Source organism: Nocardia sp. NPDC024068, from assembly GCF_040638875.1.
GTDB lineage: Bacteria > Actinomycetota > Actinomycetes > Mycobacteriales > Mycobacteriaceae > Nocardia.
On sequence record NZ_JBEZYU010000087.1, the window covers coordinates 1 to 15,371 of the forward strand.

General features: G+C 68.9%; 15 protein-coding genes and 1 pseudogene. 10 read left to right on the forward strand and 6 right to left on the reverse strand.

Annotated elements, in window-relative coordinates; all coding sequences use genetic code 11:
- From AB0F41_RS30160 to AB0F41_RS30185, 6 genes and pseudogenes are all read left to right on the forward strand, one after another.
- A partial coding sequence (locus AB0F41_RS30160; protein WP_357429738.1) for an SDR family oxidoreductase occupies positions 1 to 311 on the forward strand: 311 nt, incomplete at its 5' end.
- Positions 312 to 494: 183 nt separating this feature from the next.
- Positions 495 to 1,478, forward strand: coding sequence for an MDR family oxidoreductase (locus AB0F41_RS30165; protein ID WP_357429740.1), 984 nt, complete (start codon positions 495 to 497; stop codon positions 1,476 to 1,478).
- 12 nt (positions 1,479 to 1,490) lie between these two features.
- A complete protein-coding gene (locus tag AB0F41_RS30170; RefSeq protein WP_357429742.1) occupies positions 1,491 to 2,684 on the forward strand; it encodes a MaoC family dehydratase N-terminal domain-containing protein in 1,194 nt (397 codons plus the stop codon).
- A gap of 52 nt (positions 2,685 to 2,736) precedes the next feature.
- Positions 2,737 to 4,437 carry a class I adenylate-forming enzyme family protein gene (locus tag AB0F41_RS30175; RefSeq protein ID WP_357429744.1) on the forward strand — a complete coding sequence of 567 codons (1,701 nt, stop codon included), beginning with the start codon at positions 2,737 to 2,739 and terminating at the stop codon, positions 4,435 to 4,437.
- A gap of 39 nt (positions 4,438 to 4,476) precedes the next feature.
- Positions 4,477 to 4,767: pseudogene (locus tag AB0F41_RS30180) on the forward strand (RHS repeat domain-containing protein); the annotation flags it as partial.
- The gene (locus AB0F41_RS30185) at positions 4,764 to 5,288 is read left to right on the forward strand and encodes an AAA family ATPase (RefSeq protein WP_357429745.1); all 525 of its coding nucleotides are present in this window, start codon (positions 4,764 to 4,766) and stop codon (positions 5,286 to 5,288) included. The pseudogene AB0F41_RS30180 and the gene AB0F41_RS30185, both read left to right, overlap by 4 nt.
- A gap of 95 nt (positions 5,289 to 5,383) precedes the next feature.
- Here the strand turns inward: AB0F41_RS30185 and AB0F41_RS30190 are convergent, their stop codons facing one another.
- The 6 genes from AB0F41_RS30190 to AB0F41_RS30215 all read right to left on the reverse strand — a co-directional run bounded on the left by AB0F41_RS30190 (position 5,384) and on the right by AB0F41_RS30215 (position 11,658).
- Positions 5,384 to 6,502, reverse strand: a complete 1,119-nt coding sequence (locus AB0F41_RS30190) for an acyl-CoA dehydrogenase family protein (RefSeq protein WP_357429747.1) — start codon at positions 6,500 to 6,502, stop codon at positions 5,384 to 5,386.
- On the reverse strand, positions 6,502 to 7,701 hold the full coding sequence (locus AB0F41_RS30195) for an acyl-CoA dehydrogenase family protein (protein WP_357429749.1): 1,200 nt from the start codon (positions 7,699 to 7,701) through the stop codon (positions 6,502 to 6,504). The genes AB0F41_RS30190 and AB0F41_RS30195 overlap by 1 nt, the downstream gene beginning before the upstream one ends.
- 12 nt (positions 7,702 to 7,713) lie before the next feature.
- Positions 7,714 to 8,493 carry an enoyl-CoA hydratase/isomerase family protein gene (locus AB0F41_RS30200; protein ID WP_357429751.1) on the reverse strand — a complete coding sequence of 260 codons (780 nt, stop codon included), beginning with the start codon at positions 8,491 to 8,493 and terminating at the stop codon, positions 7,714 to 7,716.
- Between the two features lie 6 nt (positions 8,494 to 8,499).
- The gene (locus AB0F41_RS30205; protein WP_357429763.1) at positions 8,500 to 9,444 is read right to left on the reverse strand and encodes an acyl-CoA dehydrogenase family protein; all 945 of its coding nucleotides are present in this window, start codon (positions 9,442 to 9,444) and stop codon (positions 8,500 to 8,502) included.
- A 229-nt stretch (positions 9,445 to 9,673) separates the two neighbouring features.
- On the reverse strand, positions 9,674 to 10,897 hold the full coding sequence (locus AB0F41_RS30210; RefSeq protein WP_357429753.1) for an acyl-CoA dehydrogenase family protein: 1,224 nt from the start codon (positions 10,895 to 10,897) through the stop codon (positions 9,674 to 9,676).
- An 83-nt stretch (positions 10,898 to 10,980) separates the two neighbouring features.
- Positions 10,981 to 11,658, reverse strand: a complete 678-nt coding sequence (locus tag AB0F41_RS30215) for a TetR/AcrR family transcriptional regulator (RefSeq protein WP_357429755.1) — start codon at positions 11,656 to 11,658, stop codon at positions 10,981 to 10,983.
- A gap of 36 nt (positions 11,659 to 11,694) precedes the next feature.
- Here AB0F41_RS30215 and AB0F41_RS30220 point away from each other — a divergent pair, with 36 nt between their 5' ends.
- The 4 genes from AB0F41_RS30220 to AB0F41_RS30235 all read left to right on the forward strand — a co-directional run.
- Positions 11,695 to 12,996, forward strand: coding sequence for an acyl-CoA dehydrogenase family protein (locus tag AB0F41_RS30220; protein ID WP_357429757.1), 1,302 nt, complete (start codon positions 11,695 to 11,697; stop codon positions 12,994 to 12,996).
- 26 nt (positions 12,997 to 13,022) lie between these two features.
- Positions 13,023 to 14,015 (forward strand): phosphotransferase family protein, encoded by a 993-nt coding sequence (locus tag AB0F41_RS30225; RefSeq protein WP_357429764.1) that lies wholly within the window; start codon positions 13,023 to 13,025, stop codon positions 14,013 to 14,015.
- Positions 14,012 to 14,788 (forward strand): enoyl-CoA hydratase-related protein, encoded by a 777-nt coding sequence (locus AB0F41_RS30230; RefSeq protein ID WP_357429759.1) that lies wholly within the window; start codon positions 14,012 to 14,014, stop codon positions 14,786 to 14,788. The genes AB0F41_RS30225 and AB0F41_RS30230 overlap by 4 nt, the downstream gene beginning before the upstream one ends.
- Positions 14,785 to 15,371: alcohol dehydrogenase catalytic domain-containing protein (locus AB0F41_RS30235; RefSeq protein ID WP_357429761.1), on the forward strand; the 587-nt coding region annotated here is incomplete at its 3' end. The genes AB0F41_RS30230 and AB0F41_RS30235, both read left to right, overlap by 4 nt.

Here is a 15,371-nt window from a genome sequence, read left to right on the forward strand (position 1 = left end):
CCGGTATTCCGCAGGCGTCCTATGCCGCGAGCAAGGCCGGACTGTCCGGACTGACCGCCGAACTCGCCGTGCAGTGGGCGCGCCATTCCATCCGGGTGAATACGGTGGCGCCGGGTTTCTTCCGCAGCGAGATCACCGACAGCCTCTACGACAGCGATAAGGGCGGGGAGTACCTGCGCCGCAATACCCCGCTGCCCACCGAGGGCACGGCCGAGGACATCGTCGGGGCCATTGTGTGGCTCGCCGGCGACGCGGGCCGGTACATCACCGGCCAGACCATCGTGGTGGACGGCGGCTGGACCGCGCGCTGATCGCCGCGGGCCCGATCGGCCCAGGGTGTTGACAGCGCATAATGCGAGTGGAAATATGATTCTTGTTTCAGAGAATATAATTCTCTCCCATGCGCGGAACCGGCGCCCGTCCACCGGCACAGCACCGTTCGAGATGCTGGAACGGCACATATCCGAATGGATCGAGGAAGGACCACATCACCGATGTTCTCCGCAATTCTCATCGACAAAGGTGAGACCGGACCGCAGGTCGCACTGTCCGAGATCGACGAAGCGCAGCTGCCCGAGGGCAACGTCGAGATCGAGGTGGCCTACTCCACTCTCAACTACAAGGACGCACTCGCGATCACCGGCGCCTCGCCCGTGGTCCGCAAATTCCCGATGGTCCCCGGTATCGACCTCGCCGGCACCGTCGTCACCAGCGGTCACGCCGACTGGAAGGCCGGCGACAAGGTGGTCCTCAACGGCTGGGGCGTCGGCGAAACCCACTGGGGCGGACTCGCGCAGCGCGCCCGCCTCGACGGCGACTGGCTGATCCCGCTGCCCACCGAGTTCACCGAACGCCAGGCCATGTCCATCGGCACCGCCGGCTATACCGCCGCACTCTGCGTCGACGCGCTGGAGAAGTACGGCCTCGCCCCCGGCAGCGGCGAGATCCTGGTGACCGGCGCGACCGGCGGCGTCGGCAGTGTGGCCATCGCCCTGCTCACCAAGGCCGGTTTCACCGTCGCCGCCGCGACCGGGAAGGCGGACGAACACGCCTACCTGAAGCAGCTCGGCGCCACCACCGTGATCGACCGGGCCGAACTCACCGAGAAGGGCAAACCGCTGCAGAAGGAGCGGTGGGCAGGTGTGGTCGATACCGCCGGCAGCCACACGCTCGCCAACGCGGCCGCGCAGACCCGCTACGGCGGCGCCGTCGCCGCCTGCGGCCTGGCGCAGGGGATGGATTTCCCCGCGACCGTCGCCCCTTTCATCCTCCGCGGCGTATCGCTGCTGGGCGTGGACAGTGTGATGGCGCCCAAACAGAAACGACTCGACGCCTGGAACCGGCTCGCCCGCGATCTGGACCCGGCCGTGCTCGATTCGATCGCCGGTGAAATCGCCCTCGGCGAGGCCATCGAGGCGGCGAGCGGGTTCATCGCCGGAACCGTCCGGGGCCGGATCGTCGTCGATGTGAATCGCTGAGCAGGAGTTCTCGTGAGCAAGAAGCCGGAAGAAAGCACCGTCGAACTGGATCTCAGCGATGTCGACCACCGGGTCGGTCAGCCGATCGGCGGCGGGCAACTCTGGGACCCGTGCAGTACCTCCGATATCCGCCGCTGGGTGATGGCGATGGACTACCCGAATCCGCTGCACTGGGATCAGGAATTCGCGCGGGAATCACGCTACGGCGGTCTCATCGCACCGCAGTCGATCGCCGTCGCCCTGGACTACGGGCACGGCGCGGCCCCGGCCTGCGTGGGGCATATCCCCAACAGTCACCTGATCTTCGGCGGTGAGGAGTGGTGGTTCTACGGCTGCCCGGTGCGTCCGGGCGACCAGCTGTTCCAGGAACGCCGCTTCCACGACTACAAGGTCGCGCAGACGAATTTCGCCGGGCCCACCATGTTCTCCCGGGGCGATACCGTCCACCGCAACCAGCACGGCGTACTCGTCGCCAAGGAGCGGTCTACGGCCATCCGGTACCTCGCCGAAGAGGCGAACAAGCGGGGTATGTACGAGAACCAGCTCGGTGAGATCAAGAAGTGGACGGCCGCCGAACTCGCCGAAGTGGACGCGCTGCGCACCGAATGGCTGATGTCCAACCGGCTCGGGGTGTCACCGCATTTCGACGAGGTGAAGGTCGGCGACAAACTGCCGCGCCGGGTGATCGGCCCACACAGTATCGCCAGCTTCACCACCGAATACCGGGCCTTCCTCTTCAACATCTGGGGCACCTTCCGGTGGACCGCTCCCGAGGGGGTCGAGGACCCCTGGGTCTATCAGGACCCGGGCTGGACCGAGGGATTCGGATTCGACGAAGAGGGAGCCAAAATCGACCCGCGGTTGCGTGACGGTCTCTACGTCGGGCCCTCGCGCGGTCATATCGATGCCGAGAAGGCCGGTGACGTGGGGATGGCCCGGGCCTACGGTTACGGGGCGACGATGGGCGGCTGGTGCACCGACTACCTCGCCTACTGGGCAGGCAACGACGGGCTGGTGCGGCATACCAAGGCCGATTTCCGGCTGCCCGCGTTCGAAGGCGACGTCACCTATTTCGACGCCGAGATAGTGGACAAGAACCCGGAATCCACCTGGGGCGTGCCCCTGGTCCAGGTGAAGCTCACGCTCACCAATCAAGACGGCGGCAAGCTGGTCTCCTGCACCGCCGAGGTCGAACTCCCGCTGTAGCGGCGGGTCCCGCGACCCGTCGCGGAATCACTGTCAGAGAGGACAACCGGCGATGAGCACCGGGACCCAGCACACCCCCGACCGGGCCGCGATCGTCGCAGGACCGCCGCTGAGTGAGGAGCCCGGACTCGGGACGCTCACCCTACCGGGCTTCCTCCGCGAGGTCACCGAGAGCTACCGCGACCGGACGGCTCTCGTCGCACCCGACGACGGCGCCGAATGGACCTACGCCGAACTGTGGGACCGGGCGCACGCGGTCGCGCGGGCACTGCGTGCCTGCGGGGTCGGCAAGGACAGCCGGGTCGGGGTGCTGATGACCAACCGCGCCGAATGGCTCGCGGCGGTATTCGGCACGTCGCTGGCCGGTGGGGTGGCGGTGGCGTTGAGCACCTTCTCCACCCCACCGGAGCTGGACCATCTGCTCCGCATCTCGGGCGTCTCGGTCCTGCTCTTCGAACGGCAGGTGGCGAAAACGGATTTCGGCACGGTACTCACCGATCTGGAGCCGGGGCTGTCCGGCGCCGTACCGGGACGAATCGATTCCACCGCCTATCCTTTCCTGCGTCATCTGGCCTCGGTCGGCGATCCGGTACCCGGCACGGCGGTGGAAACCTGGGACGCCTTCCTGGCGCGCGGCACCGATATCGACCCCGCGCTGGTCGATGCCGCGACCGCGACCGTCCAGCCCAGCGATACCGCCGTGCTGTATTTCTCCTCCGGTACCACCAGCAAGCCGAAGGGTATCCGCAGCGCGCATCGCGGTGTCGCCATCCAGATGTGGCGTTTCCGCCGGATGTTCGGATTCGGCCCGGACGACGACGTGCGCTGCTGGACCGCCAACGGTTTCTTCTGGTCCGGTAACTTCGCCCAGGCCCTGGGCGCGACCCTCGCCGCGGGCGGAACGCTGATCCTGCAGCCGCTCTTCGATGCCACCGCCGCACTGGATCTCATGCACTCGCACCGGGTGACCTTCCCGGTGGCCTGGCCACACCAGCACGCGCAGCTCCAGGGCGCGCCGAACTGGGAGACCGCGGATCTGAGCAGTCTCCGCTTCGTCGACCGTGATCTGCCGCTGGCCACCCACCCCACCATCGACACCGACTGGACCGAACCCGGTCACGCCTACGGCAATACCGAAACCTTCACCATCACCACCTGTTTCCCGGCCTGCACCCCGGAGGAGGTGATCGCGGGCAGCAGTGGTGTCCCGCTGCCGGGTGTGACGGTGAAAATCGCCGAGCCGCTCACCGGTGCGGTGCTCGGGCGCGGTGACCACGGCGAGATCTGCATCAAGGGCCCGACGCTGATGCTCGGCTACCTGGGCACCCCGCTGGACGAAACCCTCGACGACGACGGGTACTTCCACACCGGCGACGGCGGCCGCCTCGACGAACAGGGGCGGCTGTACTGGGAGGGCCGGCTCACCGACATCATCAAAACCGGCGGCGCGAACGTTTCTCCCCTGGAAGTCGACGATGTGCTCGGCCGGTACCCCGGAGTGAAAATCGGCCGCACGGTGGGCGTTGCGCACGACACCCTCGGAGAGATGGTGGTCGCCTGCGTGGTTCCGCACACCGGCCGGGATCTGGTGCCCGCGGAGATCCGCGACCATCTGCGGGCGCACCTGGCCAGCTACAAGGTTCCCCGGGAGATCCTGTTCTTCACCGAGGAGGATCTCGCCCTCACCGGAAGCGCCAAGATCAAATCCGCCGATCTCCGCAAGCTGGCCGCCGAACGGCTCTCCTCGCCGTAAACCTGCCGCGAACAGCGGCCGGACACCTGGGATACGCAGCGCCGGCTGCTCGGTATCACCAACCCGCTAGGTGACGCCTGGCACTACACCTATGACCGGGCCGGACGGCGCGCCACCGAAACCGACTATGCCGGAGCGCCCACCCGATACGGTCACGATCCGTGCGGCCGGATCGCGACCGCGGTTTCCGGTGTCGTCGACCTCGGGACACACGCTCCGATTCACTCATTCCGCGGACGGGCGGCCGGCCACCGAGCAGGTGGACGACCGGCGCAGCCGGAGAATTGGATTGCGTACCCGGTACCGGATCGGCCACCCTGTCGGTCGTGACCGGGACCGTATACCTCATCACCGGAGTCCAAGCCGCCGGCAAATCGACCGTCGCGCAGGCGCTCGCGCGGCGGCTGCCGCGGTCGGCACATATCCGCGGTGATACTTTCCGCACCTTCGTGGTCAACGGCCGGGCCGAGATGAGTCCCGATCCGTCGGCTGCCGCCCTCGAGCAGTTGCGGCTGCGCTACCGGCTCGCGGCCGCGAGCGCCGACGCGTATGCCGCCGCCGGGTTCGCGGCAGTGGTGCAGGATGTGGTGCTCGGCGAGCAGCTGCCGTGGTTCGCCGAGCAGATCCGGACCCGGCCGTGCCATGTGATCGTCCTGGTTCCGCGTCCCGAGGTGGTCGCCGCCCGGGAGGCGGGCCGCGCCAAGAAGGCCTATGGCACGTTCACCGTCGCAGATCTGGATTCCGGCCTGCGCAGCACCACCCCGCGTATCGGATTGTGGCTCGATAACTCCGATCTCACGGTCGCGGAGACCGTCGACGCGATCCTCGACCGGTCGCAGCCACTCCCCTGACCGGAGCCGCGGCGACCGGGCGATACCGGCAGCGTCGAGAAGGTGCGCAGAATGGCCGACGGCCTGGTGCGTTCCGGGCGGTGACCGCTAGCGGGTCAGGGCCGTAGGTAGTCGCGCGCGATCTCGCGACGAAGGTCGGCCGGGCTGCCGAACAGCGCGCGGTTCAGCGTCGCACGTTTGAGGTAGCGGTGGATTCCGCTCTCCCACGTGTACCCGATACCGCCGTGCAACTGCATGGCCTTACCCGCGATCCGGACGCCGGCCTCACCGGCGTACGCCTTCGCGATCGCCACCGCACGGCTGCTTTCCGGGGACGCGTCCGACGCGACGGCCAGGGCCTCGGCGAGCAGACGCCGCGCGATCGTGAGCTCCACGAGCATATCGGCGCAGGCGTGCTTGACGGCCTGGAACGATCCGATGGGCCGATCGAACTGCGTACGGACGCGGGCGTATTCGACGGTCGCGTCCAGCATGGCCGCGGCGATCCCCACGCTGTCACAGGCGACCGCGAGGGCGGCCCGGTCGAAGAGGATACGCAGACCGCGGTCGATATCGGAGCGGAAGGGCCGTACGGATTCCGGCACGAGCGGCACCGCGTCGGCGTCCACCCGGCCCAGAGCCCGGGTCGCGTCCACCACGGGCCGCGCGGTGATCCGCAACCCCGCAGTATCGGGTTCCACCACGACGACGCGGATCGCCCCGGACGGATCTAGCGCGGGAATCAGCAGTATGGTCGCGGCCGGGGCGTCCGGGACGAAATCCGCGGATCCGGACAACTCGAACCCCTCCGACGTTTGGGTCAACCGGAAGCCGGGTACTATGCCTCCGGTGCCGGCACAAGCCGTTTCGCCGCCGGCCGCCGGCACCATATTTCCTTCCAGCACCGCGATCGGTAGCGCGGTGCCCGCGACGGTAGCGCGTAACAGTCCGTCCCGGCGGGTATCGGAATCGAGCAGGGTGAGTGCCCCGATACCCGCCGCGGCCACACTCGGGTACGCGGTCCGCGCCGCCGCCCGGCCGACCTCCTCCAGCAGAATCGCGACCTCGGTGAAGGTCGCCCCGGCGCCGTCGTAGCCGGCCGCGACCTCGAGCCCGGTCCACCCCGCACCCGCCAGTCCCGGCCAGCCGACCGGCTCGGTGTCACCGTCTTTGCCCAGTAGTTCCCGCGCGACCGTGCGCAGTTCATCGTGGAATTCTCCGAACTCGCCGCTCATCACGCTCCCGCCGGTTCGCGGGGCAGGCCCAGGCCGCGTTCCCCGATGATGGTCCGCTGGATCTCGCTACTGCCGCCGGGGATGGTCCACTCCCAGGAACCGAGGAAATCCAGCACCCAGGCACCCGATTCCCAGCCACCGGACATCGGCTTCTGCAGAACGGTCTGGCCGGTCAGACCGCTGATCTCGGCGCCGAAATCGGTAATCCGCTGCAGGAGTTCGCTGTAGTAGAGCTTCACGATCGACGCGTCGGCCGGGCCGGCCGTCCCGGCGACATGGCGTTCGACCAGATCCCGGCACAGCGAACGCAATCCGGTCAGTTCGATCTCGAGCCGGGCCAGCCGATCGGCGATCACGGCATCGTCCACGGGCCGCCTGCCGGTGGGATCGGGTCTGCGGCATTCGTCCAGCAGCCATCCGAATCCGGCATTGCCGAGGCGTTCGGCGAGTTCCAGCATGGTCAGGCCGCGTTCGGCGCCCAGGGTCTGCTGCGCCAGCTGCCAGCCCCGGTTCTCCGCGCCGAGCAGATTCGCGGCCGGTATCCGCACCTGGTCCAGGAATATCTCGCAGAAATGCGATTCGCCGGTCGCCTGCCGGATGGGCCGGACCTCGATTCCCGGGCTGCGCATATCCATCACGAAATACGAGATGCCCTTGCGTTTGGGCGCGTCCGGATCGGTACGGGCCAGCAGCAGGCACCAGTCGGCGTACTGCGCCCCGCTCGCCCACACCTTCTGCCCGGTGACCACATAGTCGTCACCGTCGCGGCGTGCGGTGGTGCGCAGGGCGGCCAGATCCGAACCCGCACCGGGCTCGGAGAAGCCCTGCACCCAGAGTTCACCGTCCAGAATCGCCGGAAGATGGCGGTCACGCTGGGCGGAAGTGCCGGCGGCCAGCAGGGTGGCCGCGGCATGATGGATCGCGACGAACGCCAGGACCAGCCGCGGCGCATCGTGCGCGGCGAGTTCCTGGTAGAGGACGATCTGCTCCGGTATCGGCATCCCGCCGCCGTACTCGCCCGGCCAATGCGGGACCGCGTACCCGGCCGACCGCAATCGCTGAAACCAATCTTGCTGGAACGCGACGAATTCGGCATCGGTGGCGCCGATCTGGGCATCCCGCCACCCGGACGGGATGTTGGCCCGGCACCAGTCCCGCACTTCGGTGCGGAAGGCGGCGACATCGCTGTGCGCGGCCATCGCCGTCCCGCCTCAGCGCCGCGCCCGGTCGCGCAGGGCGTGCAACCGGTCGCGGTGTTCGTCCGACTGCATGGTCACCACTTCGGCCGCGAAACCGGCCTGCAGCGGACCCGCCAGCGCTTGGGACAGATACATGTTCACCACCCGTTTGGTGCTGCTCAGCGCGCCCTGCGGCTGTGTCGCCAGCCGGCCGGCCAGCGTGCGCGCGGCCTCGGCGAGCTCGTCGGCGGGCACCATCCTGGTCGCCAGCCCCAGCTCCACCGCGGTCGCGGCGTCGATACGGTCACCGGTGTAGAGATATTCGCGCGACCGCAGGATCGGCGTGAGCAGCGGCCAGAAGGCCGCGCCGCCGTCCCCCGCCACCAGCCCCACCGCGACGTGCGGATCGGCCAGATGGGCGCGGTCGGAGATGAGCACGATATCGCTGAGGATCGCGATACTCGCGCCCAGGCCCACGGCCGGTCCGTTCACGGCCGCGATCACCGGCAGCGGGAAACGCAGCAGCTCCTCGATGATCTCCGCGCCCTCGCGGATGCTCTCGTCGCGGGCCACCGGATCGTCCAGGAAAGATGTGATCCAGTCCAGATCGCCGCCGGCGCTGAACGCCCGGCCCGCACCGGTCAGGATCACCACGCGCGCCTCGGTATCGGCGGCCAGTTGCCGCCACACCTGGGCCAGCGCCCGGTGCAGATCGGCGTTCACCGCGTTCAGTTCATCCGGGCGGTTGATCGTCACGGTGCGGAGTGGGCCCTCCGCTGTGACCGTCAGCACGTCGGGCAGGTCGTATCGCACAGCGCCTCACACTCCCGCCGGATCGGAGAACAGACCGGCCAGACCGCGGCGGCCGATCCGGCCGGACAGCAGTTCCTCGGTACCCACCGGGCCGACCGGCAACCGCCGCAGCGGGAGACTGTACCGGGACAACCACGACAGCGTGGTCTCGTCGCAGAAACCGGTGGCGCCGTGCAGCTGATGGGCGATCCGGAACACGATATCGGCGGCCTCCAGCGCGGCCAGCCGCAAGGCGAGCGCGTCGTCGACGGCATCGGGACGCCCGCACTGGATACTCCACAGCGCGTACCGGGCCAGCAGATCGACTCCCCTCCGTTCGACCTCGGCATCGGTGAGCTGGAACTGCACCCCCTGGAATTCGCTCAGCGACCGCCCGAACTGTTCGCGGACCTGGACATGGGCCCGGGCGAGTTCCAGCGCCCGGTCCAGCATGCCCAGCAGGGTCCAGCACGGCAGGGTCAGCGCGAGTGCGAGATCGGCGGAGCCGTCGCCGGGCAGCGGCCGGATCTCGAACCGGGTGACGAAGGCGGCGTCCCGGGTCGCGACCTCGGGCCCGATCGGGACGGCCGCGCCGCGGGCGCCGTCGAGCGCGACGGTCGCCCAGCGCAGATCCACCTCGGCGACCTGCCCCGCGGGTTCGGGACCGCCCACCACGATCAATCCGTCGAATTCGGGGTCCTCGGATCGCGCCAGCCGCTCCGCGACCGGGTAGGGCGTCGCCCAGTAACCGGCCCCGCGACACAGCGCCGCGGCCGCTTCCAGTTCGACCGGATCGCGCCGCGGTGCCAGGTCCCAGGCGCCCAGATCTCCGAGCACCGGCTCGATCAGCTCCCGGCGGCGGGCGGGTTCGCGTTCGGCCCGCTGCACCAGTTCGTCCCCGCCGGCCGCACGTAGCGCGCGAACCACCTCGCGGCCGAATTCCTGGGCCTCGGTAGCGAGTTCGAGGCGCACCTCGTGATCGGATTCGACGGTCTCACTCGACGTACTCACACTGTCCTCCTGCGCCGGCCGCGGTATCCCCTGCGGTGGTGTGCCGCCGTCTCCCCGCCGGGAACCGAGGCGGCCCACCCGGACGCCATGGTGGGAACGGGCTGCCCGGGCAATTCCGGCGCGGTGGCGACCCGCGGTTCATCGACGGTGCGCGAATCACCTCGGGCCGGCAGCGATCGGAGGGCGGCTTTCACGACGCAGCCCGCCCGGGTACCGGAGGACGGCCTTCCCCGTGGTCCGCGGCCCGTGTCCGCCGGGCCGAATCGCCACGGGGAGCCAGGAGTTCGCGTGCGAGCAGGATCCGCTGCACCTCGATACTCCCCGACGCCACCGTGGCGGCGTTGGCGTAACGCCAGTGATCGTGAACAGCACTGCGGAATCGGCGGCGCTCCGGCGAATCGGCCGGCACGGCCGCGGCGAGTTCCACCAGCAGCTCCGCGCTCTCCTGGTCCAGCCTGGTGACCGCGATCCGGTAGGCGGCGGCATCGCCCGGGGCGACGGTGCCCGAACTCTGCAGCGACACCACCTGATACGCGAGCAGCCGGGCTCGGCGGCAGCGGGTGAGCATCCGCGCCCAGCGTCCGCGCAGGGCGGCCGGGACCTCGTCCCAGGCCGCGCCGAGCACCTCGGGCGCCGCGTGCAGCAACCGCTCGCAGCGGGCGTAGCGGGCGATCCCGACCCGTTCGAAGGCCAGCACCTCCTGGACGACCGACCAGCCCTGATCCACCTCGCCCAGCGCGTCGGCCTCGGTCGCGCGGACGCCGTCGAAGAACACTTCGTTGAGATGATGCGGGCCGAGCATGGCATCGATCGGCCGCACTGTGATGCCGGGATCCGACATCGGCAGCAGGAACACGGTGAGCCCCTGTTGTTTCCGTCCCGCGTTCGAGGTGCGGGCGAGCAGGAAGCACCACTGCGCCATGGTCGCGTACGAGGTCCAGATCTTCTGGCCGGAGATCGACCAGCCGTCACCGTCGCGCCGGGCGGTGGTGCGCAGCGAGGCAAGGTCCGAGCCGGCGTCCGGCTCGCTGAAACCCTGACACCAGATGACCTCGCCGCGCGCGATCGGCGGCAGATGTTTGCGCTGCTGTTCCGGGGTGCCGTGCCGCATAATGGTCGGACCCACCCAGTTGACACCCATGTACTGCGCCCCGCGCGGTTCGTGCTGCGCCCACATCTCCTCGCGCACCACGGTCTGCTCCCAGATCGAGGCGCCGCGGCCGCCGAATTCCTCCGGCCAGGCCAGGCACAGCAGACCGCGCTCGGCGAGTGTGGCACAGAAGCGCTGGGCGACGGCGAGATCCGCGGGGTCGTCGGTGAAGGCACCGAGGAAGTCGGCGGGGACCTCGTCGGCGATCAACCGGCGCAGCTCGCCCCGGAGCTTCCCGGCGGTCGCACCCATCGTGAAGTCCATGAGCGTACCCTACGACAATCCTCATAAGGATTGCAATGTTTACTGGTTTGGCTCGCAGGCATTCCACAGGCCGCCCGCTCGGATCACCCCGGTGGCGCACCGCCCGCCTCGGCGGCCGCGGCGACAACCAGGCAGTAATCGCCCAGGCGCGTCACTTCTTCGGCCGTCGGTTCGACCTCGGACCACAGGTATTCCGACAGCTTCCCCACCACCGAATAAGCGAGCAGCCCGGCGGTGTATTCCGGATCGCGCACCCCGAACTCGACCAGCGGCGCGTACAGCAGTTCGGCCAGTCGCCGCGGCGCCGATCCGGCCCGGCCCGACACCAGATCCACGCCCAGCGCACCGGTCTGGCACAGCACCGCCCGGGTATCGGCGGCGATCGCGGCATCGGCCTGAGCGAGGATCGCGGCCACCCAGCAGCGAATCCGGCCGGCCGGGTCCGGCTCCTTCGCCATCCGGTGCGCGACGTAGTCACCCAGGCGTTCCGTGCCATCGGTGAGCAGGGCCGCCATGAGCGCGTCCTTGGAGCGGAAATGCCGGTAGAACGCATCGTTGGACAACCCGGCCGCGGCGACGATATCGGCGACCCGGGGACGTCCGGCCGGGCCGCATCGGCGCACCTGGTCCAGGGCCGCGTCCAGCAGCCGGCGGATCTCGCCGGCGTATTCCGCCTCGCGTTCGGCGACCGCTTTCCGGGCGATGCGGCCGACCAGGCCCGATTCCGGATCCACCGGCGAAAGAATTGCATTCTTCTTCACAAGAAGGATATTCTCACTCGACGAGAGGAGGCGCAAATGGCGTGGGATTTCGACACCGACCCGGACTTCCAGGAGAAACTGGACTGGGCCGACGCGTTCGTCCGTGAGGAGGTCGAGCCGCTCGATCTGGTCTGGCCACATCAGCAGTTCGTGCCCTTGGAGGGCGCCCGCAGGGCGGCGATCGATCCGCTCAAACAGCGGGTGCGGGAACAGGGGCTGTGGGCCACCCATCTCGGTCCGGAACTGGGCGGTCAGGGGTACGGGCAACTGAAACTGGCCCTGCTCAACGAGATCCTGGGCCGCAGTTCCTGGGCACCGATCGTCTTCGGCTGCCAGGCGCCCGATACCGGCAATGCCGAGATCATCGCCCACTACGGCACAGCGGCGCAGAAGGAGAGATATCTGCGGCCGCTGCTGGAGGGTGAACTGTTCTCCTGCTACTCGATGACCGAACCGCAGGCCGGCGCCGACCCCACCCTGTTCCGTACCCGCGCCGAACGCGACGGCGACGACTGGGTGATCAACGGCTGGAAGTTCTTCTCCTCCAATGCCCGCACCGCCGCCTTCCTGATCGTCATGGCGGTGACCGACCCGGACGTCAGTCCGTACAAAGGCATGTCGATGTTCCTGGTCCCGGCCGACACCTCCGGTATCGAGATCGAACGCAATATCGGGCTCGCCGGCGAACCCCTCGACGACGGCTCCCACGCCCTCATCCACTACCGCGATGTGCGGGTTCCGGCCGAGGCCCTGCTCGGCGGGGAGGGTCAGGCGTTCGTGATCGCGCAGACGCGGCTGGGCGGTGGCCGCATCCATCACGCCATGCGCACCATCGGCCTGGCCCAGCGCGCCCTCGACATGATGTGCGAACGGGCGCTGAGCCGCGAGACCGCGGGTAGCCGGCTGTCCGATAAACAGTTCGTACAGGGCTATATCGCCGACTCCTACGCGCAGCTGAAACAGTTCCGGCTGCTGGTGCTCTACACCGCGTGGGAGATCGACAAGTACAACGACTACAAGAAGGTCCGCAAGGATATCGCCGCGGTGAAGGTCGTGATGCCGACCGTGCTGCACGATATCGCCTGGCGGGCCATGCAGGTGCACGGCGCCCTGGGCACCTCCAACGAGCTGCCGTTCTTCACGATGATCCACGGCGCCGGGGTGATGGGCCTGGCCGACGGACCCACCGAGGTCCACAAGATGACCGTGGCCAAACAAGTGCTGCGCGACTACCGGCCCAGCGACGATCTGTGGCCCACCGAATGGATTCCCCGCAAGCTCGAATCGGCGCGAGCGAAGTACGCCGGCTATCTGGAGAACGAGGTGGGCAACCTGTGATCGACTTCGCGCCGCTGGCGCCGTGGATGGACGAGGCCGGGCTCCCGGGCAAGGGCGAACCGCTGCAGACGAAACTGCTCTCGGGCGGGACGCAGAACGAGATCTACGAGATCATCCGCGGCGAGCACCGCTGTGTACTGCGGATTCCGCCCACCCACGCCCCGGCCGACCGGGACGCCGGAATCCTGCGGGAATGGCGGATCATCGAGGCCCTCGACGGATCCGATGTCCCGCATACCGCCGCCGTGGGGGTCTGCACCGATCCGTCGGTACTCGGACGGACCTTCTACCTGATGGGTTTCGTGGACGGCTGGTCGCCGATGGACCTCCGCCGGGTCTGGCCCGCCCCGTTCGATACCGACCTCACCGCCCGCGCGGGGCTGGCCTATCAGCTCGCCGAGGGGATCGCGCTGCTGTCCAACGTGGATTGGCGGGCCCGCGGCCTGCACGATCTGGGCCGCCCGGACGGCTTCCACGAACGGCAGGTCGCGCGCTGGACCGGATTCTTCGAAAGGATCAAGGGCCGCGAACTCGAGGGGATGGAAACCGCGACCCGCTGGTTGCGCGAACACCGTCCGCTGGACTACATCCCGGGTCTCATGCACGGCGACTACCAGTTCGCCAATGTCATGTACCGCGACGGCGAGCCGGCCCGCCTGGCCGCCATCGTGGACTGGGAGATGGGCACCGTCGGCGATCCGAAACTGGATCTGGCCTGGATGGTGCAGGGCTGGCCCGAGGACACCTCCGCTCCCGAGGCGAGCGAGTCCGGATACGTCGATATGTACGGCATGCCCTCCCGCGACCAGGTGGTGGCGCACTACGCCGAGGTGTCCGGGCGTCAGGTCGACGACCTCGACTACTACCTCGTCCTGGCCCAGTGGAAGCTCGCGATAGTGCTGGAACAGGGATTTCAGCGCGCGGGTGACGATATCAAACTGCAGTCCTTCGGCCCGATCGTTCCCGAACTGATGCGATCGGCCGCCGAGCTCGCCGAAACAACGGAGTACCGGTCATGAGCGACGAAGAATTCCTGGTGGACCGGCGCGGCCCGGTCACCGTTCTCACCCTGAACCGCCCCGAGGCGCGTAACGCACTCAACGGGAACCTGATCGGCGCGATCGGCGCGACGGTCATCGAGGCCGAACGCGATCCTGGAATCCGGGCGCTGGTCCTCACCGCGGCGGGCGACCGGGCCTTCTGCTCCGGGATGGACCTGCGCGCGTTCTCCGGCGGCGAGGACGTGGGGTTCAGCGATACCCCGGAGAACCGGGCGTTCCAGCGGCTGACCCGGGGCGCGGTGGAGGTCCCGGTGGTGGGTGCCGCGAACGGCACCGCGGTCGGGGGCGGGCTGGAAGTGCTGCTCGGCTGCGATCTGATCGTCGCCGCCGACACCGCGAAATTCGGGCTTCCCGAAGTGCAGCGCGGGCTCTTCCCCGGCGGGGGCGGCACCTACATCGCCGAGCGCATTCCGCTGGGAATCGCGCTGCAGCTCACCCTGACCGGCGAATTCTTCTCCGCGGCGCGCGGTTACGAGATCGGGCTGATCAACGCCGTGGTCCCGGCCGATCAGGTGCTCGACACCGCGCTCGGCTTCGCCGAGCGCATCGCCGCCAACGGACCCCTCGGGGTCGCGGCCTGCAAGGAGCTGGTGCGCCTGTCGGTCACCGACACCGCGAAGGCCGCGGAACGGCTCCGGCACTGGCAGGAGGTGGTTTTCGCGAGCGCGGACGCCAAGGAGGGCGCGATGGCGTTCATGGAGAAGCGCGCCCCGGAGTGGCAGGGCCGATGACATCCGGGCGGGCGGTGATCTGCCCCGAATTCGGCACACCCGAGGTGCTCCGGCTCGCACACCGGGAGCCGCCGCGTCCCGGTGACGGGCAGGTCCGCATCCGGGTCCACGCGGCCGCCGCCAACTTCCCGGACGTACTGCTGATCGCCGGGAAGTACCAGATCACCGTGCCGCCACCCTTCGTACCGGGTAGCGAATTCGCCGGTACCGTCGAAGAGCTGGGACCCGGCTGTCACGGGATCGCCGTGGGCGATCGCGTCACCGGTACCGGTCTGTACGGCGCTTTCGCCGACGAGATCGTCGTACCGGCGACGCATCTCGCCACGATCCCGGACTCCGTCGACGACCTGACCGCCGCCGCATTCGGCGTCGCCTACCGCACCGCCTACCATTCGCTGCGGTCGGTCGCCCGGGTCGAACGGGGTGAGAAGGTGATCGTTCTGGGCGCCGGGGGCGGAGTCGGGCTGGCCGCGGTACAACTGGGTGTCGCGCTCGGCGCGGAGGTGATCGCCGTGGCGTCCTCGGCGGCGAAACTGGCCTCCGCGCGGTCCTATGGGGCGGCGCATCTGATCGACCACCGCGC

Excerpts from the sequence above, each read along its gene's own strand:
- AB0F41_RS30165 (WP_357429740.1), top strand. The coding sequence starts at position 495 with ATGTTCTCCGCAATTCTCATCGACAAAGGTGAGACCGGACCGCAGGTC.
- AB0F41_RS30175 (WP_357429744.1), top strand. The coding sequence starts at position 2,737 with ATGAGCACCGGGACCCAGCACACCCCCGACCGGGCCGCGATCGTCGCA.
- AB0F41_RS30190 (WP_357429747.1), bottom strand. The coding sequence starts at position 6,502 with ATGAGCGGCGAGTTCGGAGAATTCCACGATGAACTGCGCACGGTCGCG.
- AB0F41_RS30195 (WP_357429749.1), bottom strand. The coding sequence starts at position 7,701 with ATGGCCGCGCACAGCGATGTCGCCGCCTTCCGCACCGAAGTGCGGGAC.
- AB0F41_RS30210 (WP_357429753.1), bottom strand. The coding sequence starts at position 10,897 with ATGGACTTCACGATGGGTGCGACCGCCGGGAAGCTCCGGGGCGAGCTG.
- AB0F41_RS30220 (WP_357429757.1), top strand. The coding sequence starts at position 11,695 with ATGGCGTGGGATTTCGACACCGACCCGGACTTCCAGGAGAAACTGGAC.
- AB0F41_RS30225 (WP_357429764.1), top strand. The coding sequence starts at position 13,023 with ATGGACGAGGCCGGGCTCCCGGGCAAGGGCGAACCGCTGCAGACGAAA.
- AB0F41_RS30230 (WP_357429759.1), top strand. The coding sequence starts at position 14,012 with ATGAGCGACGAAGAATTCCTGGTGGACCGGCGCGGCCCGGTCACCGTT.